The sequence below is a fragment of the Streptomyces sp. NPDC057682 genome, from assembly GCF_042799575.1.
Classification (GTDB): domain Bacteria; phylum Actinomycetota; class Actinomycetes; order Streptomycetales; family Streptomycetaceae; genus Streptomyces.
Genome location: NZ_JBHVIN010000008.1, coordinates 235883 through 261442, shown reverse-complemented (window position 1 = coordinate 261442; position 25560 = coordinate 235883). Strand labels below are relative to the sequence as shown.

The following is a 25560-nucleotide window of genomic DNA, read 5'->3' as shown; positions in this document are numbered from 1 at the left end:
TTCGGCGCTTTCGGACTTTCGATTGATCGGTTGATCGATCGGCTGATCGTTTGCACGGAGTCCCGCACCACATCTGTCCCTTTCGTACGGAGGAGTGCCATGTCCCAGGACAGCCCTGCCCGGAAGCGGGCCGCAGCGGCGGCCGGTGCGGCCGATGACGAGGGATACGACTACGACGTGCTCGTCGTCGGTTCGGGCTTCGGCGGCGCGGTGTCGGCGCTGCGGCTGAGTGAGAAGGGCTACCGGGTCGGCGTCCTGGAGGCGGGCCGCCGCTTCACCCCGGGCACCCTGCCGAAGAACTCCTGGGACCTGAAGAACTACCTCTGGGCGCCCGCGCTCGGGCTGTTCGGCATCCAGCGCGTGCATCTGCTCGGCAAGGTGATGGTGCTGGCCGGGGCCGGGGTGGGCGGCGGTTCGCTCAACTACGCCAACACGCTGTACGTGCCGCCCGCGCCGTTCTTCCAGGACCGTCAGTGGGCCCACATCACCGACTGGCAGGACGAGCTGAAGCCGTACTACGACCAGGCCCGGCGCATGCTCGGGGTCCGGCTCAACCCGACGACGACCCCGTCCGACGTCCATCTGAAGGCCGCCGCCGAGGCCATGGGCGTGGGGGACACCTTCCACCTGGCCCCCGTCGGCGTCTTCTTCGGCGACGGGAAGGACGCCGACGGCACGGCGAAGGCCGAACCGGGAGGTACGGTCGCCGACCCGTACTTCGGCGGCGTCGGCCCGGCCCGCAAGGCGTGCACCGAGTGCGGTGAGTGCATGACCGGTTGCCGGCACGGAGCGAAGAACACACTCAACGAGAACTACCTCCACCTCGCCGAGAAGGCCGGTGCGGTCATACACCCGATGACCTCCGTCGTCGCCGTCACCGACGACCCCGAGGGCGGCTACCTCGTCTCCACCGTGCCGACCGACCGCCGCAGGAAGGCGCGGCCCACCCGGCTGCGCGCCCGGAAGGTGGTCGTGGCGGCGGGCACGTACGGCACACAGACCCTGCTGCACACCATGAAGGACCGGGGGCTGCTGCCCCGGCTCTCGGCCCGTCTCGGCGAACTGACCCGGACCAACTCCGAGGGCCTGGTCGGCGCGCAGACCTCCGACCGCCGCTACCGGAAGAAGCACGGAACGAAAGCGGACTTCACCCGGGGCGTCGCGATCACCTCGTCCATCCACCCCGACGAGAACACCCATATCGAACCGGTCCGCTACGGCAGGGGATCCAACGCGATGGGCGGGCTGACCATCCTCCAGGTGCCCTACAGCACCCACCGCGTCCTGGCGTGGTTCGGCAGCCTGGCCAAGCACCCCACGCTCGCCGTGCGTTCGCTCTCCAACCGGAAGTGGTCGGAACGCACCATCATCGGGCTCGTCATGCAGTCGCTCGACAACTCCCTGACCGCGTACCGCAAGCCGCGCGGCATCGGGAAGGGACTGCTCACCGCCCGCCAGGGCCACGGTGCCCCGAACCCGACGCAGATAGCCGAGGCGACGCGGAGCGCCTCGCTGCTGGCCGAGGAGATCAACGGCTTCCCCGGTTCCAACATCGGTGAGCTGATGGGGACCCCGCTCACCGCACACTTCCTCGGCGGCTGCCCGATCGGCGCGAGCGCCGAGGAGGGGGTCATCGACCCGTACCACCGGCTGTTCGGCCACCCGGGCATCTCCGTCGTGGACGGTTCCGCGGTCTCCGCCAACCTGGGCGTCAACCCCTCGCTGACGATCACGGCCCAGGCCGAGCGGGCGATGTCCTTCTGGCCCAACAAGGGCGAGCCCGACGCGCGCCCGGAGCAGGGCGAGGCGTACACCCGGCTGAAGGCGGTCGCGCCCCAGGCCCCGGCCGTCCCCGAGGAGGCCTTCGGAGCGCTGCGGCTGCCGTTCCTCGGGATGCCGGCGGTGCCCCCGAAGAAGGCCTGAGCCCCCACCGGCGCGACGGAACCCGGACACCGGACAAGCAGAAGGGGCTGCACCCCCCTCCGAGTGCAGCCCCTCACGCTCAACCGGCGGTCCCGTGAAACGGGAGTGACCGGTGGTTCCGCATGCATGACCTGCCGGGCCCCCCAATGGTTGTCCCCGAGTTCACAGAATCCTTATGTGACGCCGCTCACGTTTTCTGATCGGCGGTGGCGCTCCGGCGTACCCAATCCGTGACCTGGCCCCGCGCAACTGTTCGCGCGGCCCCGGGGTCGAACTCGTGTCGCTGCCACGGCAGCCACACCGTTCCCATCGACCTCAGAAGGTCCCGCGATGAGAAGCACGACTGCCTCCGGGCCGGCCCTGGACGCCCTGCGCCGCGCGGTGGGAGGTCTGGCCGCCGCCGGACTGCTGGCGGCGGGTGTGCTCGCCCTGGGCGCCCCGGCCCGCGCGGCGACCCCCGCACCGGCCCTCGCCGGACCCGTCGAGACGGCCGTCCACCCGTATCCCGCCCAGGGCGCCCCGAGCCCCGCGCGTGTCGAGACGCGCGTCGAGGTCCCGGAGCGGGCGGACGGCGGACCGGACAGTGCCTACACCGTGACCTTCGACCTGGGCGCCCTCGCGGGCGTCGCGAACGTCGCCTTCCATACGGACGCGGCTTTCGAAACGGACGCGGCTTTCGGAATGAACTCGGCTTTCGAAGCGGACGCAGCTTTCGAAACGCACGGTGCTTTCGAAAGAAGCACAACTTTCGAAACGAACGCCGTTCTCGAAACGAAGGCCGTTCTCGAAAGCACAGACGGCCCCGTCCGGTGCGCCGTCACCGGCACCCGGGCCGTCTGCCACGGCACCGGACTGCGGCCCGGAAGCAACCCGCTGCCCGCCCTCCTCGTCACCGCCGCCCGGGGAAGCGCCGACGGCGCGTCCGCCGCCGTCCGGATCACCGGCGAGGCGAACGGCACCGCGTTCGCCCCGTTCACCACCCGGATCACCGTCGGCGGGCCCGACCTCGTGATGAAGCGGCTCCCGCTCCAGGAGCACCTCACCCCCGGCCGCACCCAGCCCGTCCCGCTCACCTTCTCCAACACCGGGACCCGTGCCGCCCACGGTGTGCTGCTCACGCTCGGCACCACCCGGGGCATCGAGTTCACCGAGCGGTTCGAGAACTGCGTCTACACCGACGACAGGGCGGAGCGGGGCTTTCCCGTCTGGACCACCGCCGTCTGCGCGGTCGACGGCGACTTCGAGGCGGGCGCCACCTACACCCTCGCCGAACCCCTGACGCTGCGCGCGACCGCGCGCGCCTACCGGGACACCCTCCGCTACCGCGTCGAGGAGGGCGGCCCCACGACCACCGCCGCGCCGGCGAAGCGTGCCCGTGCCGTCCCGGGGGAGCGGGGGAACGTACTGGCCCTCGCCGCCCTGGCGACCCCCCGTTCCGCCGACCTCACCCCCGGCGACAACCAGCGCGAGACCGACTTCACCACCACGAACACCGCCGACCTCGTAGCGTACGGCGCCGGTGCGCGGGGCGGGGCGGGAAGCACCGTCGAGACGGAGATCGGCGTGCGCAACCGCGGCCCGGCCTGGATCGGGGACGTCACCGAGGAGCGGCCCGTGGCCGAGATCGACTTCACCGTCCCGGAGGGCGCCGAGGTCGTCCGCGCCCCCGCCGCCTGCCGGCGCGCGACGGCAGGCGACGGGGGCGAGGGTGTCCGCTACGTGTGCGCGGCGCCGCCCGCCGTACGGGAGGACGGGGGCGTGGCCCTGCCGTTCACCCTGCGGATCACCGAGGTCGTCGAGGGGGCCACCGGCACGGTCGCGGTGCACCGTACGGGGACGGACGGGCCGCCGCCCTTCGATCCGGACCCGGCGAACAACGCGGCGGCTGTCGTCCTGAACGCCCACGGTTCCGGTACGCCCGACGACTCCGGGGGCGGCACCGCGGGATCCGGCACCGCCGGCCCCGCCCCGACCCCCTCGTCCGATGCGGCCGGTCCGGCTCCCGCCGGGGACGATCCGTCATCCGCAGCGACCGCCGGCCCCCGGCCCGCCACCGCCGGCCGGCTCGCCGCCACCGGCACGGACGCGCGCCCGGCCGCGCTCCTGGCCGGTGCGGCCCTGCTGGCGGGCGGGGTGCTGTACGCGACTGCGCGGGCGGCACGACGGAAGGCAGGCCCCGGGCGTCCCTGGAGCCTGCCTTCCTGAAGTGACCGGGCTGCTGTCCCCTGCCGACCGGTCACACACGCCGGTGCGCGGTCCCACGGCGTACCCGAAGCACGCCACACGCTCCGGCGGAGCCACGCGTGGTGTCGAACCGATGGCCGCCCCTGGCTGGCACGGACACCGGGACCAACGAAGCCGTGCGGGCCCCGGTCACGCGCCGTACGGGTGAGAATCCGCCCGAACAGGGGTCCGGGGGGAGCCTCGGAACCGGTCCCGGCCGCCCGGACAGGGGCCGGGGGCGCCTCAGACGCGGCCCCGGCACAGCTCCAGCAGGGTCATCGCCAGCGGGGTGCCGGGCTTGCCGAGCGCCTCGCGGTAGCGGCCGAGGACCTCCATCTCGCGGGAGAGGTTGACCCGGCGGCCGCCGGAGGTGATCCGGGCCTCCTGGATGACCGTGGAGACGGCCATCCGTTCCTGGATGAGACCGATGATCCGGTCGTCCAGTGAGTCGATGCGCTCGCGCGCGTCGCCGATCAGGGCCGCGGCCTCGTCGGTGTGCGCGCCGGTCCGCTCGGCGGCGGTCACGGGGGCGGTGGTGGTGCTGCTCATGGCGGGTCTCCCGGTGGGTGCGGCCCCTCGGGTCCGACGGCCCCGGAACGCCAGAACGCCCCGGGCCTGTCGGCCCGGGGCGCCTGGAACGTTGCTTGTCAGTTGCTCAAGCAGCACGACCATGGCAGCCGGCGGGCCGGATGCCATAGGTAAAGACGAAGGTCGTGTGCTGACGCATGGGGACAGTATGGACCCGGGCCCGCCCCGGACCGGAACCGGGCCCGGATGGTGAGACGGGGGCGGCGCCCGGGGCACCGCTCCCCGGGGGCCCGCCCCGGTGGCTCCCCGGGCGACGAGGGACGTCCGCGGCCGCCGGTAGAATCGGAAGAACCGACCCCCTCTCCACCGCCGGAAGGCCGCCCCGTGCCAGCAGCACCCCCCGCCTCCCCCGACACCGCCACCGACGTGGTCCTCGTTGTCGACTTCGGCGCCCAGTACGCCCAGCTCATCGCCCGACGGGTCCGCGAGGCCCGGGTCTACAGCGAGATCGTGCCGTCCACGATGCCGGTGGCCGAGATGCTGGCCAAGAACCCCCGGGCGATCATCCTCTCCGGCGGGCCCTCGTCCGTGTACGCGGAGGGTGCGCCCTCGCTCGACCGCGCGCTGTTCGAGGCCGGGGTCCCGGTCTTCGGCATGTGCTACGGCTTCCAGCTGATGGCCACCACGCTCGGCGGCACCGTCGACGACAACGGGGCCCGCGAGTACGGCCGCACCCCGCTGACCGTCTCCAAGAGCGGTTCCACCCTCTTCGAGGGCACCCCGGCCGAGCAGTCGGTGTGGATGTCGCACGGCGACGCCTGCTCCGCCGCCCCCGAGGGCTTCACCGTCACCGCGTCCACGGACGTCGTCCCGGTCGCCGCCTTCGAGAACGACGAGAAGAAGCTCTACGGCGTCCAGTACCACCCCGAGGTGCTGCACTCCACGCACGGCCAGCAGGTCCTGGAGCACTTCCTCTACCGGGGCGCCGGCATCGAGCCGAACTGGACGACGACCAACGTCGTCGAGGAGCAGGTCGCCGCGATCCGCGCCCAGGTCGGCGACAAGCGCGCCATCTGCGGTCTCTCCGGCGGTGTCGACTCCGCCGTCGCCGCGGCCCTCGTCCAGAAGGCCATCGGCTCCCAGCTCACCTGCGTCTACGTCGACCACGGCCTGATGCGCAAGGGCGAGACCGAGCAGGTCGAGAAGGACTTCGTCGCCGCCACCGGCGCCAACCTGAAGGTCGTCGACGCCAGCGAGCGCTTCCTGGACGCGCTGGCCGGCGTCTCCGACCCGGAGACCAAGCGCAAGATCATCGGCCGGGAGTTCATCCGCGTCTTCGAGCAGGCGCAGCTGGAGATCCTCCAGGAGGACGGTCCCGAGGTCGCCTTCCTCGTCCAGGGCACCCTCTACCCGGACATCGTCGAGTCCGGCGGCGGCACCGGCACGGCCAACATCAAGTCCCACCACAACGTGGGCGGCCTCCCCGACGACATCGAGTTCGAGCTCGTCGAGCCGCTGCGCCAGCTGTTCAAGGACGAGGTCCGGATGGTCGGCCAGGAGCTGGGCCTGCCGGAGGAGATCGTCCAGCGCCAGCCGTTCCCCGGCCCCGGCCTCGGCATCCGCATCGTCGGCGAGGTCACCAGGGAACGCCTCGACCTGCTCCGCGAGGCGGACGCGATCGCCCGCGAGGAGCTGACCGCCGCCGGTCTGGACCGCGACATCTGGCAGTGCCCGGTCGTCCTGCTCGCGGACGTCCGCAGCGTCGGCGTCCAGGGCGACGGCCGCACCTACGGTCACCCGATCGTGCTGCGCCCGGTCTCGTCCGAGGACGCCATGACGGCCGACTGGTCGCGTCTGCCCTACGAGACGCTGGCCCGGATCTCCACCCGCATCACCAACGAGGTCGCCGATGTGAACCGCGTGGTGCTCGACGTCACGAGCAAGCCGCCGGGGACCATCGAGTGGGAGTAGCCCCTCCCGGAGCCCCGCCGGTGCCGCCGTCCGTACCCACGGGCGGCGGCATCGCCGCGTCCGGGGCCCCTCCGCTCCGTAATCCCTCGGGGATACCTCTGGCGACCTGCGGCGACCGGCGGTAACTTCCGGTCCCGTACGTCTGATCCCGTACGCCGGGGAGCCCCGAGGAGCCGTCATGCCCGAGCCCGTACCCGTACCCCTGGACCAGCTCCGCTTCGCGATGCCGCCCGTGCACGCCGGCCCGGACGAGGAACGGGCGCACCGCAAGGAGCGCCTGGCCGGGGCGCTGCGCCTGTTCGGGGAGTTCGGATACGAGGACGGGGTGTCCGGGCACATCACGGCGCGGGACCCGGAGTACGCCGACTGCTACTGGGTCAACCCCTTCGGGGTCCCCTTCGACGGGCTGCGGCCCGAGGAGCTGATCCTGGTGAACGGCGACGGCCAGGTCGTCGAGGGCCGCCACCACGTCAACCAGGCCGCCTTCGCCGTCCACGCCCAGGTCCACCGGGCCCGTCCCGACGTCGTCGCCGTCGCGCACACCCACTCGGTGCACGGACGGGCGCTGGCCGCGCTCGGTGAACTGATCGAACCGATCACCCAGGAGTCCTGCGCCTTCTACGAGGACCACGCGCTCTACGACGCGTACACCGGGGTCGTGGTGGACGAGGACGAGGGCCACCGGATCGCCGCCGCGCTGGGGCCCCGCAAGGCGATCGTGCTGCGCAACCACGGGCTGCTGACCGTGGGCGACTCGGTGGACGCGGCGGCCTGGTGGTTCCTCACGATGGAGCGGTCCTGCCGGGTCCAGCTGGCCGCGCGGGCCGCCGGGAAACCCGTGCTGATCGAGCACCGGGACGCGGTCGCCACCCGGGAGCAGCTGGGCAGCGATCTGGTGGCGTGGATCAACTACCAGCCCCTGTGGCGCCGTATCTCCCGAACATTCTGACGAACCCGCCCCTCCGGTGTGCCCCGATGCGGGAGCCGTCCCCGTCGTACGGCACAATTCGCAGCAATCACAGCCGAGTTGGGGTGGTCCTGCGGCTGAACCGGGTGGGAAAGGGCGGCGTTCTCCGTGGCGTTGGACGAGGCGGGGCAGAGCACGCACGGCGGGGGTTGCACGTGCGGCGACTGTCCGCACGGAGCACGTCAGGGGCACCGGCGCGCGGTCGCCGCGTTCCTGGCCCGGCGGGACCAGCTCGCCGCGGGCCAGGGGCTTCCGGCCGGGGTCGCCCAGTCGGCCTCGGCGACCCGGCAGTGGGTCTCGGACGAACTGACCCAGTCCGCGCGGGCCGTCGCGGACCGGGGCCGCGAGGCCGGCGACGCCTGGCTGTACCGGGTCTGGCAGCGGACCCTGGTCACCGTCTGGGGCGCCGTGGCCGTCCTGGCCGTCGCGGAGGCGGCCACCGCCATCGGTGCCGGCTGGACCCACGCCAGGACCGCCGGGCTGATCGCCGCACTCGTCACCGCCGCGCTCCTGACCGCCGCCGCCCATGTGCACCGGGCCCGCGGCGGCCTCCTCGCCCCGCTGATCGGCGAGGACAACCGGCTCTCCACCTCCCGCACGGTCGCCGCCTGCTGGGTGCTCCTGGCGGTCTTCGCCGTCCTCGTCCTCGCCCTCCAGCTGGCCGCCGCCTCCGGGCCCGCGCGGCGCGACGCGCTGATCGAGGGACTGGACCTGGCGCGCGGCGCCGGAGTGGTGAGCGTGCTCGCCCTGGTCTGCGCCGTCGCCGTCGTCGTCCGCCGCGTCGTCGCCGTACGGGTGCTGTCGGGCCGGCTGCAGAAGATCCGGGCCGACCGGCCGCGCGCCGCCGATCTGCTCACCGACGACGCCGGGCGCGGCAGCTTCACCGATGTGACCTATGTGCTGGTGTCCGCCGCCGCCGTGGTCTTCGCCGCGGTCCGGCTGGCCCGGCGGCCCGAGCAGCTGCCCGATCTGCCGTGGGGGCTCGCCCTGCTGGTCGCCGTCTCGGCGGCGGCCTACTTCGCCGGGAAGTACACCGAGGGCGGCCGGCCGGTCGTGCTGTCCGTCGTCCGGTCCCGGGAGGCCGGCGATCTGGACGCCCCGGTGCGCACCGGCGACGACATCGAGATCCGGGGCGCCGGATTCGTGCCGCCCGGCGCCGGGACGCCCGACCGGCTGGCCCGGCTGGTCGTCCGCATCGGCACCGTCCACGTCCACGTCCCGCTCGTCCCGGTCCCCGGCGGCTTCGCCAACCCGACCGACACCGTGCTCACGGTGCCCGTGCCGGTGGAGGTGGAGCCCGGCACCGTCGAGGTGCAGGTGGTCACCGCGTCCGGCGCCGAGTCCAACCGCGTCGCGATCGACGTCACCGACTGAACCCGGACCGCCCCGCCGCACACCCGGTGCGACGCGCGCCCGAGGCGTACATAAGGTCGAGTGACGGATCGAACGGTCCGGCGAGGGTCGAACGGCCCCGTGACGGGACCGAGGGTTTCGCGGGCGGGCCGAGGAGAGGCGGGAGAACCATGCACGGGTACGGCACGAATGGGCGCGTTCCGGGCGAGGGCAAGGGGCTCGGCGAGCTGGCGCGGGAGAACGCCGTGCTGCCCCTGCGGATTTTCCTCGGCGTCACCTTCCTCTACGCGGCGATCGACAAGCTCACCGACAGCGCCTTCTTCCACGCCACCGGCGACGGCTCGATCGGCGCGCAGATGTCGGCCGTACGGGACTCCGCCGCGATCCCGGGCCTCGTCGACCTGGCCCTCAAGGCCCCGGCCGGCTTCGGCTACGCGATCGCCTTCGGCGAGCTGGCGGTCGGCATCGGCGCCCTGCTGGGGCTGTGGACCCGGATCGCGGCCCTCGGCGGGGCGCTGATCTCGCTCAGCCTGTGGCTGACGGTCAGCTGGCAGGTCTCGCCCTACTACCTGGGCAACGACCTGATCTACCTCATGGCCTGGCTGCCGCTGCTGCTCGGCGGGGCGCCCACGCTCTCCGCCGACGCCTTCCTCGCCAGCCGGCGGCGACGGATCCGGTAACCGGTCCACGTCACCAGCACGGCCGCCCACAGACCGCCGCAGAACAGCCCCACGAAGAACTGCGGCGGCGCGTTCCACATCCCGGCCGCGTCGGCCCCGTACCCGGCGGCCAGGGTCAGCATCACCAATCCCGCCACGGCCCGTCCGGGCCGGATCTCATGACGCGGCACGCCTGACCTCCACCTGTCCGTAGCCGACTTCCAGATCCAGTTCGACGGTGCCGCCCGGCCGGCTCCCCGCCGCGGGCGGCAGCGTCCGGCGCTCGTCCAGCGCGGCTGTGACGTCCACGTCCGCCTTGGTCTTCCCGTCCATCACGACGAGGACGCCCGCGTCGCTACGGGCCCGTACCGTCACGGTGGTGTCCTGCGGGACGTGCACCAGCACCCGGCCGGCCCTGGCCTCCACCCGGGTCCGTACGGTGTCGCCCTTCGGCACGACCAGCCGGGCCAGGTCCAGCTCGGCCTGGCCGGTGCCGACCGCGTACCGGGGCAGCACCTGGGCCGCAGTCGCCGGACGCCACTCCTCGCTCACCCAGTGGGTGGTGATGTCCTTGGGCAGGGTGGACGCGCCCGCCAGCAGCCCCGCCGTGACCATCGCCAGCAGCAGCGTGCCGAAGCCGGTCCGCCCCACGAAGGCGGTGACCACCATCGCCAGCCCGAACACCGCCAGCGCCGAGGCCAGACCGATCTGCAGGCTCGTCCCCAGCGGCTGGGACGCCCAGCTGAGCCAGATGCCGAGACCGCCCGCCACGACCGCCGTCAGGAACACCGGGAACCCGGCGGACCACGGCCGGCTGATCTCCCGCGACCTCGGCGGCGGGCGGAACGGCGCGTACGTCGTCGATCCGGTGGCCCCGCCGTCGGCGGTCGCGTCCGCCGGCCCCCACAGATAGCCGGCCGCCACCGGCCCCGTCGTCCCGTCCTTGACGATCGGGTCCCGCCACCAGGACGGGGCGGACGGCGTCGGCGGGGCCTTCACCTCCGGCGGCGCGTCCGCCGCCGCCCGCTCGGCTGCCGGCCCCGACCCCTCCTGGGCGTCGGCCGTACGGCGCTGCCGCGACCAGACCGTGAAACCGACCACCGCGACCGTGAGCATCGCCGAGAACGCCAGCGTCCCGCTGTTGCCGAGCATCGACAGGAACAGCCCGCAGCCGATCAGCGCGCACAGCACCGCGATCAGCGAGGCCCCCTCCACCCGGCCCGACAGCAGCCGGCGCGCCTCGTTCTCCTCCTCGCCCTCCAGCGGGATCAGCAGCCAGGCGAAACCGTAGAAGACCAGGCCGAGCCCACCGGTCACGGAGAGCACACCGAGCACGATCCGGAAGATCACCGGATCGACGTTGCAGTAACGGCCCAGCCCGCCGCACACCCCGGCCACCACCTTCTGCCGCGCGCTGCGATACAGGCGCGGCGGAGGAGCGGAGGGCGGCACGACGCCGGACGGCGCAGCCTGAGGAGTGGTCATGGCTCCATCCTGACGGCCCCCGCCGCCGTCCGGCACCCGCCCCGACCCTGGCCGGTCCCTGATATTGCCCCGGCGGGTCTCAGGGGCGGCCCGGGACCCCGATCGCGGTGCCGGGGGGTTGCCCTCAGGGTCGAACTGGGGGCAGACCCTGATGCCACCACCCGTACGGACGTGTGACGATCGGGGCATGCCAGCCGCCACGTCCCGAGCCGCAAGCTCCCACGCGCCCGATCAGGAGGAGCCACCGCCGCGCAAGCTCTACCGCAGCGCCGACGGACGGCTCCTCGGCGGGGTCGCGCGCGGACTCGCCGGACACCTCGGACTGCCGGTCGCCTGGGTGCGCTTCGTCTTCGTGGGACTGTTCTTCGCGGACGGGCTGGGCGCCCTGCTGTACGCGGTGTTCTGGATCGTGGTGCCGCTCGGCGTCGGCGGGGTGGAGGGACCCCGGTCCGTCTTCGAGACCGCCCCCGACGGCACCCGCCGGCTCCGCAAGCCCGACAAGGGCCAGGTCTTCGCCCTCATCGCGCTCTTCATCGGCGCCCTTATCTTCGTCGGCAACGTCGACATGGGCAGCAAGGCCGACCGCTACATCTGGCCGACCCTGCTGATCGGCGCGGGCTCCGTCCTGGTCTGGCGGCAGGCCGACAACGCCCGCCGGGCCCGCTGGATGGAGGTCGGCAGCCGCCGCAGCGTCCTGCACCTGGCGCGCGGACTGGCCGGCGTGGCCCTGGTCGGCCTCGGCCTGACGGGCTTCATCGTCGTCCGCGGCTCCGCCGCCCAGCTCGGCAACGTCATGACGGCCGCCATCGCGGTCCTCGCCGGAATCGCCCTGCTGGCCGGCCCCTATCTGGTCCGCATGACCCAGGACCTCTCCGAGGAACGCCTGATGCGCATCAGGGCCCAGGAGCGCGCCGAGGTCGCCGCCCACGTCCACGACTCCGTGCTGCACACCCTCACCCTGATCCAGCGCAACGCCGACGACGCCGGCGAGGTCCGCCGGCTGGCCCGCTCCCAGGAACGCGAACTGCGCAACTGGCTTTACAACCCCGAGGGCACCGGCAAGGACGAGGACGACGAACCCGAGACCCTGGCCGAGGCCGTCAAACGCGCCGCCGCCGAGGTCGAGGACAAGCACGGCGTCCCCCTGGAGGTCGTCGTCGTCGGCGACTGCCCCCTCGACGAGAAGCTGGCCGCACAGATGCAGGCCGCGCGCGAGGCGATGGTGAACGCCGCCAAGTACGGTGGCGAGGGCGGGGCCGTCCAGGTCTACGCGGAGGTCGAGGGCCGCACGGTCTTCGTCTCGGTCCGCGACCGGGGCCCCGGATTCGACCTGGACTCCGTACCGGGGGACAGAATGGGTGTACGAGAGTCGATCATCGGCCGGATGCAGCGCAACGGCGGCACCGCACGGTTGCGTTCGGTGCCCGGCGGGGGCACGGAAGTCGAGCTGGAGATGGAGAGGACGAGCGATGAACGGGACCACTGAGGCGACCGCGGGCACCGAGGGCCCGGAGCGCCGGGTACGAGTCGTGCTCGTCGACGACCACCGGATGTTCCGCACCGGGGTCCAGGCCGAGATCGGCCGCACCGAGGAGACCGGCGTCGAGGTCGTCGGGGAGGCCGCCGACGTCGACCAGGCGGTCACCGTCATCACGGCGACCCGCCCCGAGGTCGTCCTCCTCGACGTCCACCTCCCCGGCGGCGGCGGCGTCGAGGTGCTGCGCCGCTGCGCCCCGTTCATGGGCGCGGTGGAGAACCCGGTGCGCTTCCTGGCGCTGTCCGTCTCGGACGCCGCCGAGGACGTCATCGGCGTCATCCGGGGCGGCGCCCGCGGCTACGTCACCAAGACCATCACCGGCGCCGACCTGATCGACTCGGTCTTCCGGGTCCAGGACGGCGACGCGGTGTTCTCGCCCCGGCTGGCCGGCTTCGTCCTGGACGCCTTCGCCTCCACGGACGCGCCCCCGGTCGACGAGGACCTGGACCGGCTGACCCAGCGCGAGCGCGAGGTCCTGCGGCTGATCGCCCGGGGCTACGCGTACAAGGAGATCGCCAAGCAACTGTTCATCTCGGTGAAGACGGTCGAGTCCCATGTCTCCGCCGTGCTGCGCAAGCTCCAGCTCTCCAACCGCCACGAGCTGACCCGCTGGGCGACGGCCCGCCGGCTGGTCTGATCCCGGCCCTCACACCGCGTCCGGTGCCGCCGGATCGAGCGAGATGTTCAGCTTCTCGCCGATCCGGCGGTAGCCGATGGACGCGTAGATCCGCTCCACCTCGGCGTCGCCCGGCTCCAGCCACACCACCCGGCAGCTCCGCTCGAACGCGGTCCGGGTCAGATGCGCGGAGAGCGCGGCCCCGATGCCCCGGCGGCGGAACTCCGCACCGACCGCCAGACCCGCCAGCTCGCTGAGCCCGTCGACCGGGACCGAGCAGCCGCCGGCGCCGGCCGGGACGCCGCCGACCGTGGCGAGCGCGGCGACCCCGCCCCCGGCCACCGCGTCGCGCAGCCATGCGGCGGTGCCCTCCTCGGGCTCGCCCTCGCCGCCGTAGCCCAGGTGCTGGACGAGCGCGGCAGCGGCGAACTCGGCTCCGGTGGCCGGTTCCGCCACGGCCAGATCCGCGACCGGCTTCGGGTCCACCAGCTCACCGGGGGCGCAGGCGAGGATCGGGGCGCGGTTCTCCACGGTGAACCCGGCGGCGAGCAGCGCCGGTTCGACGGCGGGCGCCGAACCGGGCAGGAACTCCAGCCGCGGCATCCGGTCCCGCTCGCGGAAGGCCGCGACGAGCGCGTCGAGTTCGCCGGGCGTCGGCTCGGCGTCCTGGTCGGGGATCGCGTAGTTGGCGTACTTCAGCGACCACTTCGGGTTGTAGCGGATCACGAACGGCCCGACCCGGACATGGTCCGGGGAGCGCAGTGCGAGGGTGCGGGCATGGTGCTGGACGTCGGCGTCCATCGGCATGTGCGGGTGTCCTTCGGGCCGTTGGGTCTGGGCCGGCGGATCGGGCCGGGCCCGGGAGCCTACGCCACCCGGGTGGCCCCCGCGAAGGGCATCTGGTCGATGGGCGCGATGCGGACCGGGGCGCCGGGGCGCGGGGCGTGGATCATCCGCCCGTTGCCGATGTACAGCCCGACGTGGCTGATGCCCGAGTAGAAGAACACCAGGTCCCCCGGGGCGAGTTCGGAGCGCGACACCCGCCGGCCGGCGTTGATCTGGGTGTACGTGGTGCGGGGCAGCGAGACACCGGCGGCGCGCCAGGCGGCCTGGGTGAGCCCGGAGCAGTCGAAGGAGGACGGGCCGGTGGCGCCCCAGACGTAGGGCTTGCCCAGGGCGGTGTAGGCGAAGGCGACGGCCTGCGCGGCGCGGCTGCCCGGTGCGGCGGTCAGACCGCGCGGGGCGCCCCGGCCGGCGTGGACGTCGCCCCGGCCGCCCTCCGAGGCGTCGAAGGCGGCGCGCTCGGCCGGGGTCAGCCGGGCCAGGAGGCGCCGGGCCTCGGCGAGCTTGGCGCGGACGGTGTCCTTGTGTTCCTTCAGGGCGGCCCGGCGGGCGGCCAGCTCGCGCAGCTGCCCGGCGGCCTCGGCGCGGACCTGGGCGACGTCGGCGACCTGGCGCCGCACGGTGCGCAGCTCGGTGGCGCGGCGTTCGCCCGCCCGCTCGACGTACGCGGCGCGGCGGAGGTACTGGTCCGGGTCGGAGGAGAGGGCCAGCTGCAGGGCGGGGTCGATGCCGGAGGAACGGTACTGCGCGGCGGCGTAGGCACCGAGGGCCTGCCGCGCGGTGTTGAGCCGCTCGGTCCGGCGGGCGGCCTCGTCGCGCAGGGCGTCCACGGAGCGGGCGGTGGCGGCGGCCTTCTCCTTGGCGCCGTTGTACTGCTCGGTGGCGGCCTCCGCCTCCCGGTAGAGCCGGTCGACCCGGGCCTTGACCTGGGCGGCGGTGGGGGCGGGATCGGCGTGCGCCGGTCCCGGCAACGCGGCGGCCGTCGCGGCCCCGGCGAGGGCCAGCGTCGCGGCGGTGCGGGCAGCAGTGCCGGTGTGCGGGCGCTGCTTGGTCTTGCGGTGCGCTGCCACGAGGGCGGGCGTCCTTCCTTGCGACTGCCCGCCGGGGCCTACCGGCGGGCCCGCCGCTCCCGCGGGGGACCGCGCACAGGGGGTGCGGCCCGCCGCGGGACCCGGCGGGGCGACCGCCGGCGCACCGCCCCGCACGGGGGCCGGTGGTGGGGGGTCACCTGGACGGGACGCTAAACCCGGGGCACGGGCAGGAGTTGTAATGACCGCTATTGTCTGAATTTGGCGTTGCGTTGTTCCTTGATGACCGGAAATACCGCACCAGAGTCAGGCAATTCGTGCATCCTCCGGTCAAACGGTCAGGAAGGCCCACCTGGCTGCCGGGTGCTGGTATGGGCGCGGCTAGGCTGCGGAGCCATGCGCGTACTCATCGATGTCTTCGTCGCCCTGCACATCATCGGCATCGCCTCCCTGCTGGGCGGATTCCTCACCCAGATGAAGGCCATGGGGGCCGGCACGGCGCGGTTCGTCCCGGCGATGCTGCACGGTGCGCTGACCATGCTCGTCACCGGGATCGCCCTCGTCGGGCTCGACCAGGCCGACGACCACCCGGTGAACAACGTGAAGATCGGCATCAAGCTGCTGATCCTGGTCGTCATCCTCGGGATCGTGTACGTCAAGCGCGACGAGGAGAAGGTCGACAAGGGCCTCTTCGCCGCCGTCGGCGGACTGACCGTCGTCAACATCTTCATCGCCACGCTCTGGACCTGAGCGCCGAGACGCCGAGGGGCCGGTCCGTTCACGGGCCGGCCCCTCGGCGTCTCGGACGCGGACCCGTCAGGCCGGGCGCACGCTTCCGTAGATCGGCATGTAGTAGATCGACTCCTCGCGCACGTTCGCCCCGGGCTTCGGCGCGTGGATCATCATGCCGTCGCCCTTGTAGATGCCGACGTGACTGATGTCGTCGTAGAAGAAGACCAGGTCACCGGGGCGCAGATCCGCCGTGGCGACCCGGGTGCCGATGTTCACCTGGTCCCAGGTGGTCCGCGGGATGTCGACCCCGGCGGCCTTCCACGCGGCCTGGGTCAGCCCCGAGCAGTCGTACGAGGCGGGGCCGGTCGCCCCCCACACGTACGGCTTGCCCATCTGGGCCTCGGCGAACGCCATGACCTTGTCGGCCTTCGTCGTGGCGCTGCTGTCCGAGCCGGTGCCCGTACCGGTTCCGGTGCCGCTGCCCGCGTCCGTGCCGCCGCCGCTCTGCTTGGCGGCCTCGGCTGCCTCCTCGGCCTTGCGGTCGGCCTCGGCCTTCGCGGCGGCCTGCTTCTTCGCCAGCTCCGCGGCCTTGCGCTTGGCCTCGGCCTCCTTCTTCCGCTCCAGCTCGGCCAGCCGCGCCTTCTCCTCGGCGGTCAGCTTCGACAGCAGCGTCCGGGCCTCGGACAGCTTCGTCTGGACGGCCTGCTTGCTGGTCCGCAGCGCCGCCTGGGACTCGGTGAGCGTCTCCAGGCTCTTCACGGCCTCGGCCCGCTGCTTGGACGCCTTCGCCTGCTGCGTACGGAAGTCCGAGACCGCCTTGGTCTGGCGCTCGGTCATCCGGTCCATGAGGTGGTTCTGGTCGAAGAACGACTGCGGGTCGTCGGCCAGGAAGAACGTGGCGGTCGGCGCGAGGGCGCCGCCCCGGTACTGGGCGGCGGCATAGGTGCCGAGCGTCCTGCGGGCCTCGTTGAGCTTCTCGGTCCGCTTGGCGACGTCGTCCAGGAGCGTGTCCACCTTGGACTTCTGGGCGGCGGTCGACTCCTTCGCCTGGTTGTACTGCTGGGTCGCGGTCCCCGCCTGCCGGTAGAGGTCGTCGACCTTCTTCTGGACGTCCTCGATGCTCGGCTTGGGGGCCGGCGCGGCCAGCGCGCTCTGCGACGACAGCAGGGTCACGGACGCGAGAGCGGCGGTCGTGATCCCGACGGCGGGGCCGGTGGTGCGCACCCGGGTGCGCGGTTTGCGATGCGACGCCAAGGTCTGCATCTCCTTCCGTGGACCGCCTACCGGGTTAGCTGTCGGGTTCGGGCGGAACGGAAGGCTGCCCTACGGTCCAGGTGGGGGTTGCGGACCGATTCACCCCGGTGCTTCGTGTGGGTCCCCGGTTCCGGGCGCCTCGTGCGCGCAGCCCGGATTCGGCGTGGCCGCCCGCTCGGCGTGGATCGCCTCTGGGGGTACGGGCCGCCCGACGGAGCACGCTAGCCAACTCATGGTGCCCCTGTGAAGGTTGGTGTTCGATATGCCCGATACGTTTTTGTGACCTTGCCGGATCGGGGTGCCGGGGGTGCCTCCGACCGGCGTTTCCCTTACCGGGAGCGGCCCGACGGTCGCCCTGCGTATCGGGCGAAGGTGAGCTGTTCACCACTCCGCCCCCACCTGTCAGTGCGCCCGCCTAGACTCGTACAGCGATGAGCAGCCTCTTTGACGACAGCTTCCTGGCCGGCCTCCAGCAACCGGAGGAAGGGCCCCCGCCGCCCCCCGAGGACTCCGCGCCCGAAGAGGTGCCGGAGGACCTCTTCGCGGGCGTGTACGACGGGCCCCCGCCGCCCCGCGAGGCGTACTACCGGGACGGCGCCCACCGCCCCGTCATCGACGCCGCCGCACTGCTCGACGGGCTGAACACCGAGCAGCGCGCCGCCGTGGTGCACTCCGGTTCCCCGCTGCTCATCGTCGCCGGGGCCGGCTCCGGCAAGACCCGGGTGCTGACCCACCGCATCGCCCATCTGCTGGCCGAGCGCGGGGTGCACCCGGGCCAGATCCTCGCGATCACCTTCACCAACAAGGCCGCGGGCGAGATGAAGGAGCGCGTCGAACAGCTCGTCGGGCCCCGGGCCAACGCCATGTGGGTCATGACCTTCCACAGCGCCTGCGTCCGCATCCTGCGCCGGGAGTCGAAGAAGCTCGGCTTCACGTCCTCGTTCTCGATCTACGACGCCGCCGACTCCAAGCGCCTGATGGCCCTGGTCTGCCGCGACCTGGACCTCGACCCCAAGCGCTTCCCGCCGAAGTCGTTCACGGCGAAGGTCTCGAACCTGAAGAACGAGCTGATCGACGAGGAGACCTTCGCCGGCCAGGCCGCCGACGGCTTCGAGAAGACCCTCGCCCAGGCCTACACGCTGTACCAGGCCCGGCTGCGCGAGGCCAACGCGCTGGACTTCGACGACATCATCATGACGACGGTCCACCTGCTCCAGGCGTTCCCCGACGTCGCCGAGCACTACCGCCGCCGCTTCCGCCACGTCCTCGTCGACGAGTACCAGGACACCAACCACGCGCAGTACACCCTCGTACGGGAGCTGGTCGGCCCCACGGGCCCCGACGACGCCCCCGGCGAGCTGTGCGTCGTGGGTGACGCGGACCAGTCGATCTACGCCTTCCGCGGCGCCACCATCCGCAACATCCTCCAGTTCGAGGAGGACTACCCGGACGCGACCACCATCCTGCTGGAGCAGAACTACCGCTCCACGCAGACGATCCTCTCCGCGGCCAACGCGGTCATCGAGCGCAACGAGAGCCGCCGTCCCAAGAACCTCTGGACCAAGGCCGGCACCGGCGCCCGGATCACCGGCTACGTCGCGGACACCGAGCACGACGAGGCCCAGTTCGTCGCCGACGAGATCGACCGGCTGACCGACACGGACGAGGCGAAGGCCGGCGACGTCGCCGTCTTCTACCGGACCAACGCGCAGTCCCGTGTCTTCGAGGAGATCTTCATCCGCGTCGGCCTGCCCTACAAGGTCGTCGGCGGCGTGCGCTTCTACGAGCGCAAGGAGGTCCGGGACGTCCTGGCCTACCTCCGGGTCCTCGCCAACCCCGAGGACACCGTCCCGCTGCGGCGCATCCTCAACGTCCCCAAGCGCGGCATCGGCGACCGCGCCGAGGCCATGATCGACGCCCTCTCCCTGCGCGAGAAGATCTCCTTCCCGCAGGCGCTGCGCCGGGTCGACGAGGCGTACGGGATGGCCGCGCGCTCGGCCAACGCCGTCAAGCGGTTCAACACGCTGATGGAGGAGCTGCGCACGATCGTCGAGTCCGGCGCCGGACCCGCCGTCGTGCTGGAGGCCGTGCTGGAGCGTACGGGCTATCTCGCCGAACTCCAGGCCTCCACCGACCCCCAGGACGAGACCCGTATCGAGAACCTCCAGGAACTCGCCGCCGTCGCCCTCGAATTCGAGCAGGAGCGCGGCGAGGAGGAGGGCGCGGGCACCCTGGCGGAGTTCCTGGAGAAGGTCGCGCTCGTCGCCGACTCCGACCAGATCCCGGACGAGGACACCGACGGCTCCGGCGTCATCACCCTGATGACCCTGCACACCGCCAAGGGCCTCGAATTCCCGGTGGTCTTCCTCACCGGCATGGAGGACGGCGTCTTCCCGCACATGAGGGCCCTCGGCCAGACCAAGGAACTGGAGGAGGAGCGCCGTCTCGCGTACGTCGGCATCACCCGCGCCCGCGAACGCCTCTACCTCACCCGCGCCGCCATGCGCAGCGCCTGGGGCCAGCCCTCGTACAACCCGCCGTCGCGGTTCCTGGAGGAGATCCCCGACCAGCACCTGGAGTGGAAGCGCAAGGGCCCGATGGCGGCCCCGGCGGGTCCGACCTCGGGCATCACCTCGTCGCTCTCCGCCTCCCGCGCGCGCTCCGGGCCCTCCGGCTTCGCGACCCGGCGGGCCTCGGAGAAGCCGACGGTCTCGCTGGCGGTCGGGGACCGGGTCACCCACGACCAGTTCGGTCTGGGCACGGTGACGGCGGTCGAGGGCGTCGGCGACCAGGCCAAGGCCACGGTGGACTTCGGCGACGAACGCCCGAAGAAGCTGCTGCTGAGGTACGCGCCGGTCGAGAAGCTCTGACCCGCGCCGCCCCGGGAGCCGTGACCGGCTCCCGGGTGCGGGATGCCGCAGGGCTCAGGTGGGGTTGACGCCGTGGCTGCGGAGCCAGGTCAGCGGGTTGATCGCCGCGCCGCCGCCGGGCCGCACCTCGAAGTGCAGATGCGGTCCGGTCGAGTTGCCCGTGTCACCGGAGTACGCGATGACGTCGCCGGCCTTGACCGGGCCCGAGCGGATCCGGGTGCTGGAGAGGTGGCAGTACCAGGTCTCCGTGCCGTCGGCCATGGTCACGATCGCCATGTTCCCGTAGGCGCTGTTGAACTGCGTGCGCACGGTGCCGTCGGTCGCCGCCATCACCGGCGTGCCGGGGCCGACGGGGAAGTCGATGCCGGTGTGCACCGACATCCAGTTGACGCCCGCCTGGCCGAAGTAGGCGCTGAGACCGTGCTGCTTGACCGGCAGGACGAACTTGGGGCGCAGCGCCTCCTTGCGGGCCGCCTCCTCCTCGCGCTTCTTCTTCTCGGCGGCCTGCCGCGCCTTGAGGTCGATGCGCTCCTGGGTGCGGCTGGCGCGGTCCGCGAAGTTCTCCGCGTCGGCGCTGAGGTTGGCGAGCTGGGTGTCCAGCTTGTTGTTGGCCGCGACCGGTTTGACGGTGCCGGGGTCGGCGGCCGCCATGGACATCGTGTCGTCCTTCTTCTCCTCGCCCCCGCCCAGCCCGCCGATGCCGCCGACGGAGGCCGCGGCGATGCCCGCCACGCTCATCACGCAGGCGGAGGGGACGGCGACGGTGAGGAGTGCGGAGCGTTTGGCGGGGGAGCGCCGGCGGCTGCGCCCCCGGACGGGCCGGCCGCCGTGGCCGGCGTCGTCGGCCGCGGTGTGCTCGGCTTCGGCTGCGGCGCGGTAGGGCTCGTACGGGTCGAAGGCGGAGCCCGCGTCCGGCTCGGGGGCGGGCTCGGCGGCCGGCCCGGCCGGCGGCTCGACGGCGACGGCGGTCTCGGTGGGCGCGGAGTGCTCGTACGTGTCGTGCGGGGCGGCCTCGGCCCCGGTGTTCCAGGCGGTGGCGTCGTAGGCGCCGGTGTCGTACCGGGCGGTGTCCGTGGCCGCCCACCGGCCGTCCGCGTACCAGGCGGTGGTGTCCCACTGGCCGGAGGAGTCGGGTGCCCCGCCCTGGGCCGGGACCGTCGGCAGGGCGCCGTCCGTCGGCAGCCAGGTCGCACCGGTGTCGTAGACGGCGGGGTCGTACGAGTCGGCCGTGCCGTACGTTCCGGTGGCGGTGTACGTGTCGGTGGTGGCGTACGTGTCGGTGGTGCCGTACGAGCCGGTCGCGTCGTACGAGTCCGAGGTGCCGTACGCGTCGTACGAGGGGTGCTGCTGGGGCTGTGCCGTGTACGCCGTGTAATCGGCGGTGTGCCCATAGCCGACTGTCGGGTGCCCGCCCGTGTCCCACTGGGCCGTCCCGTACGCCTCGTACGTGCCGGTGTATCCGGTCCCGTCCTCGGTCGCGTACGGCGACGCGTAACCCGCCGAGGTGTCGTACGAGGCGTCGTGTCCACCGGGCAGGGAGCCGAAGAGCGGGTCGCTGTCGAAGCTGCCCGTGGAGTGGCTGTCGTACCCGGCGTACCCGGCGTAGGGGGGCTGGTCGTTCACCAACTTCTCTCTCGCCTCGGCAGCAGGACCAGTCTCCGGCGTCCGGTGGGGGACTCCGGAGGGTAAGCAGTGGCCGCGACTGTACCCGGCGGTATGCGACGCCGACAATCTTCGGCCGCCCCCGCGCGCTCAGGAAACGGGCAATCGGCCGTCTTTCGGCGGGCTGCGCACACAGCCTTGGCTCTATGTTCGAAACTCGTTCGATTCTTGAGGCCTCGGAGGGCCTCCTCCGAGGCGTTCCAAGCGGCTCTCGGAGGGCGCTCCGGGGCAGAAGGGGGCGGCCCGGGGGCGCGCGTTCAGGCGACCGAGGCCGTGCCCGTGGCCCCGTGGTCCGGCGTGTCGGCGTCGAGCGCCTCGCGGACGGCGGCGGCGACGGCCGGGTGCACCGGCAGGGCGAGGTGGCCGATCCCGGTGACGCGTACGTTGACCGCGTCCAGGTCCGGATGGTCGACACAGGCCGCCTCGGCGGGGACGATCACCTGGTCCAGTTCGCTCCAGAAGCTGACGAAGCGGGTGCGGCAGCCGGGCGCGGGCAGCCGCAACTCCTGGATGGGCTCCGAGTCGCCGAGCATCTGGCGGGCGATGGGATGGGCTCCGGCCAGCCGGGCGAGCGCGGTGCCGCCGTGCGGGGTGCCGAGCGTGACGACGGTGCGGACCCGCCGGTCGCCGCCCAGCCGCTGGACGTAGTAGCGCGCGATGAGCCCGCCCAGGCTGTGCCCGACGATGTCGACCTCCCGCTGCCCCGTACGGGCGCAGATCTCCTCCACGTGCCGCCCGAGCAGTTCGGCGGCGGTGCGGATCTCGCAGGTCAGCGGGGAGTAGTTGAGCGATTCCAGATGGTGCCAGCCGTGCCGGGCCAGGGAGCGGCGCAGCAGGACGAAGACGGAACGGTTGTCGATGAAGCCGTGCAGCAGGATCACGGGCCGGTGGCCGGGACCCGACACGGGCAGCGCCGCCGCGCGGCCGGACGCGCCGGAGCCGCGCTCCGTCGGTCCGGCCGGGGAATCGCGCGGGGGACCGGCCGGGGGGTCGTTCGCGGGGTGCCGTTCGCCGGTCACCCCGGTGGGGTACAGCAGGGCGTGCCCGGCGAGCACCACCAGTTCCAGTGCGGCGGCCCTCAGTACGGCCCCGGACATCCGGGGCACCGAGGGGAGGGAAGGCATCGAGGGGAGAAACGTCGGGGTCCGCATGATCGACCTCCTGCTCCGATACCGGAAGAGGAGCGACCTGCTGCGTCCCGACCGCCCTGGCGGGGCGGCCGGCGGGCGAGCCGTACCACCGTGCCGTGCGGCTGACGGCGCGGTGGCACGACGGCCTCGTCGCGGCTCTCCCGGCGGCCGTCCCCCCCGCGGCGGTCTGCCGCGTCCTGACGGGGAACGGTGCCCGGTGAACATGTCCCACGTGTGATTTCCCCCTCCCCGCCCACCGCGAAACGACACCGTGCGGGATGCTGTCGATAACGTTCGTTCACATCCCCGGCCCTTCCGGTACGGGAAACGCATGTGGAGGCAGTGATGGGTGTGACCGGTCCGATCCGTGTGGTGGTGGCGAAGCCGGGCCTCGACGGGCATGACCGCGGGGCGAAGGTGATCGCGCGGGCCCTCCGCGACGCGGGGATGGAGGTCATCTACACCGGCCTCCACCAGACGCCCGAGCAGATCGTGGACACCGCGATCCAGGAGGACGCCGACGCGATCGGCCTCTCGATCCTCTCCGGCGCGCACAACACGCTCTTCGCCAAGGTGATCGAACTGCTGAAGGAGCGCGACGCGGCCGACATCAAGGTCTTCGGCGGCGGCATCATCCCGGACGACGACATCCCGCCGCTGAAGGAGCAGGGCGTCGCGGAGATCTTCACCCCCGGCGCGACGACCACCGCGATCGTCGACTGGGTCAACGCGAACGTCCGGCACCCGGCGGAGGCCTGAGTTCCGGCGGCGGCCTGATTCAGGACCCGGATCGGGACCCGGACCCGGATCGGGACCCGGACCCGGATCGGGACCCGGAGTCTGATGGGACCGGAACCGGATTCGGATGGGACCCGGATTCGGAACCGGACCGGGCCTCGGCGTACCGGTCGTCCGGTGCTTCGGCCGTCCGGCCCTTCGGGGAGCGGGGCGGGGCGCGGACGTGTGCGCGGCCCGCGACCGCCCCGTCCGCGCGGGCACGCTGCGTGAGGCTCCCTACTCTCCGTCGTCCGGCGTCAGCTCCTCGTCCATCGCCGCGCGCAGCCGCAACGTGGAGACCAGGCGCTGGAACGCCTCCGACCAGTAGCCGTTCGCACCCGGCGACGCGTCCTCGGGTTCGTCGGGCGTGGTGGTGAGGATTTCCAGCCTGTCCGCCTCGGCCGGGTCCAGACAGCGCTCGGCCAGGCCCATCACCCCGCTGAAGCTCCACGGATAGCTGCCCGCGTCCCGCGCGATGTCGAGGGCGTCCACGACGGACCGCCCGAGCGGCTGCGCCCACGGGGTCGGGCAGACCCCGAGCAGCTGGAACGCCTCGGACAGGCCGTGCGCGGCGATGAACCCGGCGACCCACTCCGCCCGCTCGGCCGCCGGCAGCACGGCCAAAAGCTTGGAGCGCTCGGCCAGCGACGCGGTGCCGGGCCCGTGCGACGGAGGCGTCGACGGGGCGCCCAGCAGCGCCCGCGCCCACGCGGGGTCCCGCTGTCTGACGGCCGCCCGGCACCAGGCCGCGTGCAGCTCCTCGCCCCAGCCGTCGGCCACCGGCAACGCCACGATCTCCCGCGCCCCGCGCCCGGCGAACCGTCCCGGCCAGACGGAAAGCGGCGACGACTCCACCAACTGCCCCAGCCACCACGAGCGTTCGCCCCGGCCCGACGGCGGGAGCGCCACCACTCCGTCCCGCTGCATCTCCGCATCGCACTCGTGCGGGGCCTCCACGGCCACGAACGGCTCGGTGCCGGTGAGTCCGGGGCTGACGCAGGACAGGGCGCGCACCGCCATCCGCCCGGCGAGCGCCGAGGAGGGCAGCGCCGACAGCAGCTCGGCGGCCGTGGCCCGCACATTGCGGCTGCGGTCGGCGAGCGCCCGCTCCAGGAACTCCTCGTCGGCACCCGACAGCCCGGTGCGCAGCGAGTCGATGAACATCAGCCGGTCCTCGGCCCGTTCGGAGGACCAGGTGGTGTCCAGCAGAGCGCGGGCCGCCTCCGCGTCGTGCGCCCGGACGGCGGCGAGCAGCGCGATCCGCTCGGCGAACAGCCCCTCGTCCCAGAGCCGCCGCACCCCCTCCCGGTCCGTCACCTCGGGCAGCAGCGCGCTTCCGGACGCGCCGCGCAGCGCGAACCTCCAGTCCGGGTTCAGTCCGGCCAGCCACAGTCCGCGCGGACCGGCGAAGGTCAGGGCCCCGGGCCGCAGATCCGTTCGGGCGCGGGCCGCCTCCAGCAGCGCGGGCAGCACGGCGTCCGGCGCCCGGTAGCCGTGCCGGTTGGCGGTGGCCAGCCACTGCGGGATCAGCTCCGTCAGATCCGGGGCGGCCCCGCGTCTGCCGCCCCCGCCGCTCGCCCCGGCCCGGTCCGCGAGCAGCTGCGCCAGCCGGCTCCGGGCCGCCGCGGGCGGGACGGGACGCGGGTCCGCCGGCGCCGGGGCGGGCCGGGGCGCGGCCGGCGCGGGCAGCAGTCCCGCCCGGCGCCGGACGGTGTGCACGGCGGCGGCGTCCAGCAGGGCGGCCGCCGCACCGTCCGGGCCGGGCCGGGGCGCCACCGCGAGAGGCCGCCGGTCCGTCCCCAGCAGCGCCGAGGTGACCAGCTCCTCCCACGGCACGGACACGGGAGCGGCCGGGGCCGCGGCGGGTCGGGACATCGCTCCTCCTGGGGTCACGGAGCCACTGGGGTCGGGGCGTCGAGCGGGTGTCGGGTCATCGCTCCTCCTGGGGTCACGGAGCCACTGGGGTCGGGGCGTCGAGCGGGTGTCGGGACATCGCCCCTCC

Annotated in this window: 19 protein-coding genes and 1 riboswitch; of the genes, 11 read left to right on the top strand and 8 right to left on the bottom strand. The window is 73.0% G+C overall.

Annotated features, from left to right (window positions below; all coding sequences use genetic code 11):
- Window positions 1–99 precede the first annotated feature (99 nt).
- A complete protein-coding gene (locus ACFVDM_RS17315; protein WP_383639838.1) occupies window positions 100–1923 on the top strand; it encodes a GMC oxidoreductase in 1824 nt (607 codons plus the stop codon).
- Window positions 1924–2253: 330 nt separating this feature from the next.
- Window positions 2254–4128, top strand: coding sequence for a peptidase (locus tag ACFVDM_RS17310; protein WP_383639835.1), 1875 nt, complete (start codon window positions 2254–2256; stop codon window positions 4126–4128).
- A 261-nt stretch (window positions 4129–4389) separates the two neighbouring features.
- Here ACFVDM_RS17310 and ACFVDM_RS17305 read toward each other — a convergent pair whose 3' ends face one another.
- Window positions 4390–4695, bottom strand: a complete 306-nt coding sequence (locus ACFVDM_RS17305) for a chorismate mutase (protein WP_383639832.1) — start codon at window positions 4693–4695, stop codon at window positions 4390–4392.
- A gap of 363 nt (window positions 4696–5058) precedes the next feature.
- Between ACFVDM_RS17305 and guaA the strand changes: the two genes are divergently transcribed.
- From guaA to ACFVDM_RS17285, 4 genes are all read left to right on the top strand, one after another.
- Complete coding sequence (gene guaA, locus ACFVDM_RS17300) at window positions 5059–6645, top strand: glutamine-hydrolyzing GMP synthase (protein WP_383639829.1); 1587 nt, start codon at window positions 5059–5061, stop codon at window positions 6643–6645.
- 178 nt (window positions 6646–6823) lie between these two features.
- Window positions 6824–7594: a class II aldolase/adducin family protein gene (locus tag ACFVDM_RS17295; RefSeq protein WP_383639826.1), complete on the top strand. Its 771-nt coding sequence runs from the start codon at window positions 6824–6826 to the stop codon at window positions 7592–7594.
- A 126-nt stretch (window positions 7595–7720) separates the two neighbouring features.
- Window positions 7721–8986: a hypothetical protein gene (locus ACFVDM_RS17290; protein WP_383639823.1), complete on the top strand. Its 1266-nt coding sequence runs from the start codon at window positions 7721–7723 to the stop codon at window positions 8984–8986.
- A gap of 149 nt (window positions 8987–9135) precedes the next feature.
- The gene (locus ACFVDM_RS17285) at window positions 9136–9645 is read left to right on the top strand and encodes a DoxX family protein (protein ID WP_383639820.1); all 510 of its coding nucleotides are present in this window, start codon (window positions 9136–9138) and stop codon (window positions 9643–9645) included.
- A 156-nt stretch (window positions 9646–9801) separates the two neighbouring features.
- Here the strand turns inward: ACFVDM_RS17285 and ACFVDM_RS17280 are convergent, their stop codons facing one another.
- Window positions 9802–11109 (bottom strand): PspC domain-containing protein, encoded by a 1308-nt coding sequence (locus ACFVDM_RS17280; RefSeq protein WP_383639817.1) that lies wholly within the window; start codon window positions 11107–11109, stop codon window positions 9802–9804.
- A 187-nt stretch (window positions 11110–11296) separates the two neighbouring features.
- Here ACFVDM_RS17280 and ACFVDM_RS17275 point away from each other — a divergent pair, with 187 nt between their 5' ends.
- Together ACFVDM_RS17275 and ACFVDM_RS17270 are read left to right on the top strand one after the other, a co-directional pair.
- Window positions 11297–12595, top strand: a complete 1299-nt coding sequence (locus ACFVDM_RS17275; RefSeq protein WP_383639814.1) for a PspC domain-containing protein — start codon at window positions 11297–11299, stop codon at window positions 12593–12595.
- The gene (locus tag ACFVDM_RS17270) at window positions 12579–13283 is read left to right on the top strand and encodes a LuxR C-terminal-related transcriptional regulator (RefSeq protein WP_383639811.1); all 705 of its coding nucleotides are present in this window, start codon (window positions 12579–12581) and stop codon (window positions 13281–13283) included. Before ACFVDM_RS17275 ends, ACFVDM_RS17270 begins: the two co-directional genes overlap by 17 nt.
- Before the next feature lie 9 nt (window positions 13284–13292).
- Here ACFVDM_RS17270 and ACFVDM_RS17265 read toward each other — a convergent pair whose 3' ends face one another.
- Both ACFVDM_RS17265 and ACFVDM_RS17260 read right to left on the bottom strand, forming a co-directional pair.
- Complete coding sequence (locus ACFVDM_RS17265) at window positions 13293–14069, bottom strand: GNAT family N-acetyltransferase (protein ID WP_383639808.1); 777 nt, start codon at window positions 14067–14069, stop codon at window positions 13293–13295.
- Window positions 14070–14128: 59 nt separating this feature from the next.
- Entirely contained in the window at window positions 14129–15175 is a 1047-nt protein-coding gene (locus tag ACFVDM_RS17260; RefSeq protein WP_383639805.1) for an NlpC/P60 family protein, read from the bottom strand.
- 354 nt (window positions 15176–15529) lie between these two features.
- Here ACFVDM_RS17260 and ACFVDM_RS17255 point away from each other — a divergent pair, with 354 nt between their 5' ends.
- Window positions 15530–15883, top strand: coding sequence for a hypothetical protein (locus tag ACFVDM_RS17255; RefSeq protein ID WP_383639802.1), 354 nt, complete (start codon window positions 15530–15532; stop codon window positions 15881–15883).
- Window positions 15884–15949: 66 nt separating this feature from the next.
- Here the strand turns inward: ACFVDM_RS17255 and ACFVDM_RS17250 are convergent, their stop codons facing one another.
- A complete protein-coding gene (locus tag ACFVDM_RS17250; RefSeq protein ID WP_383639799.1) occupies window positions 15950–17128 on the bottom strand; it encodes an NlpC/P60 family protein in 1179 nt (392 codons plus the stop codon).
- A riboswitch (cyclic di-AMP (ydaO/yuaA leader) is annotated at window positions 17127–17293 on the bottom strand. It overlaps the preceding gene by 2 nt.
- 257 nt (window positions 17294–17550) lie before the next feature.
- Here ACFVDM_RS17250 and pcrA point away from each other — a divergent pair.
- Window positions 17551–19989 carry a DNA helicase PcrA gene (gene pcrA, locus ACFVDM_RS17245; protein WP_383639796.1) on the top strand — a complete coding sequence of 813 codons (2439 nt, stop codon included), beginning with the start codon at window positions 17551–17553 and terminating at the stop codon, window positions 19987–19989.
- A 54-nt stretch (window positions 19990–20043) separates the two neighbouring features.
- Here the strand turns inward: pcrA and ACFVDM_RS17240 are convergent, their stop codons facing one another.
- Window positions 20044–21612 (bottom strand): M23 family metallopeptidase, encoded by a 1569-nt coding sequence (locus ACFVDM_RS17240; protein ID WP_383639793.1) that lies wholly within the window; start codon window positions 21610–21612, stop codon window positions 20044–20046.
- A 296-nt stretch (window positions 21613–21908) separates the two neighbouring features.
- Entirely contained in the window at window positions 21909–22802 is an 894-nt protein-coding gene (locus ACFVDM_RS17235; RefSeq protein ID WP_383639790.1) for an esterase/lipase family protein, read from the bottom strand.
- A 324-nt stretch (window positions 22803–23126) separates the two neighbouring features.
- On the opposite strand from ACFVDM_RS17235, the gene ACFVDM_RS17230 reads away from it, so the two are divergent.
- Window positions 23127–23540, top strand: coding sequence for a cobalamin B12-binding domain-containing protein (locus tag ACFVDM_RS17230; RefSeq protein WP_383639787.1), 414 nt, complete (start codon window positions 23127–23129; stop codon window positions 23538–23540).
- A gap of 255 nt (window positions 23541–23795) precedes the next feature.
- On the opposite strand, the gene ACFVDM_RS17225 is transcribed toward ACFVDM_RS17230, so the two are convergent.
- Window positions 23796–25433, bottom strand: a complete 1638-nt coding sequence (locus ACFVDM_RS17225; RefSeq protein ID WP_383639784.1) for a DUF5691 domain-containing protein — start codon at window positions 25431–25433, stop codon at window positions 23796–23798.
- Window positions 25434–25560 lie beyond the last annotated feature (127 nt).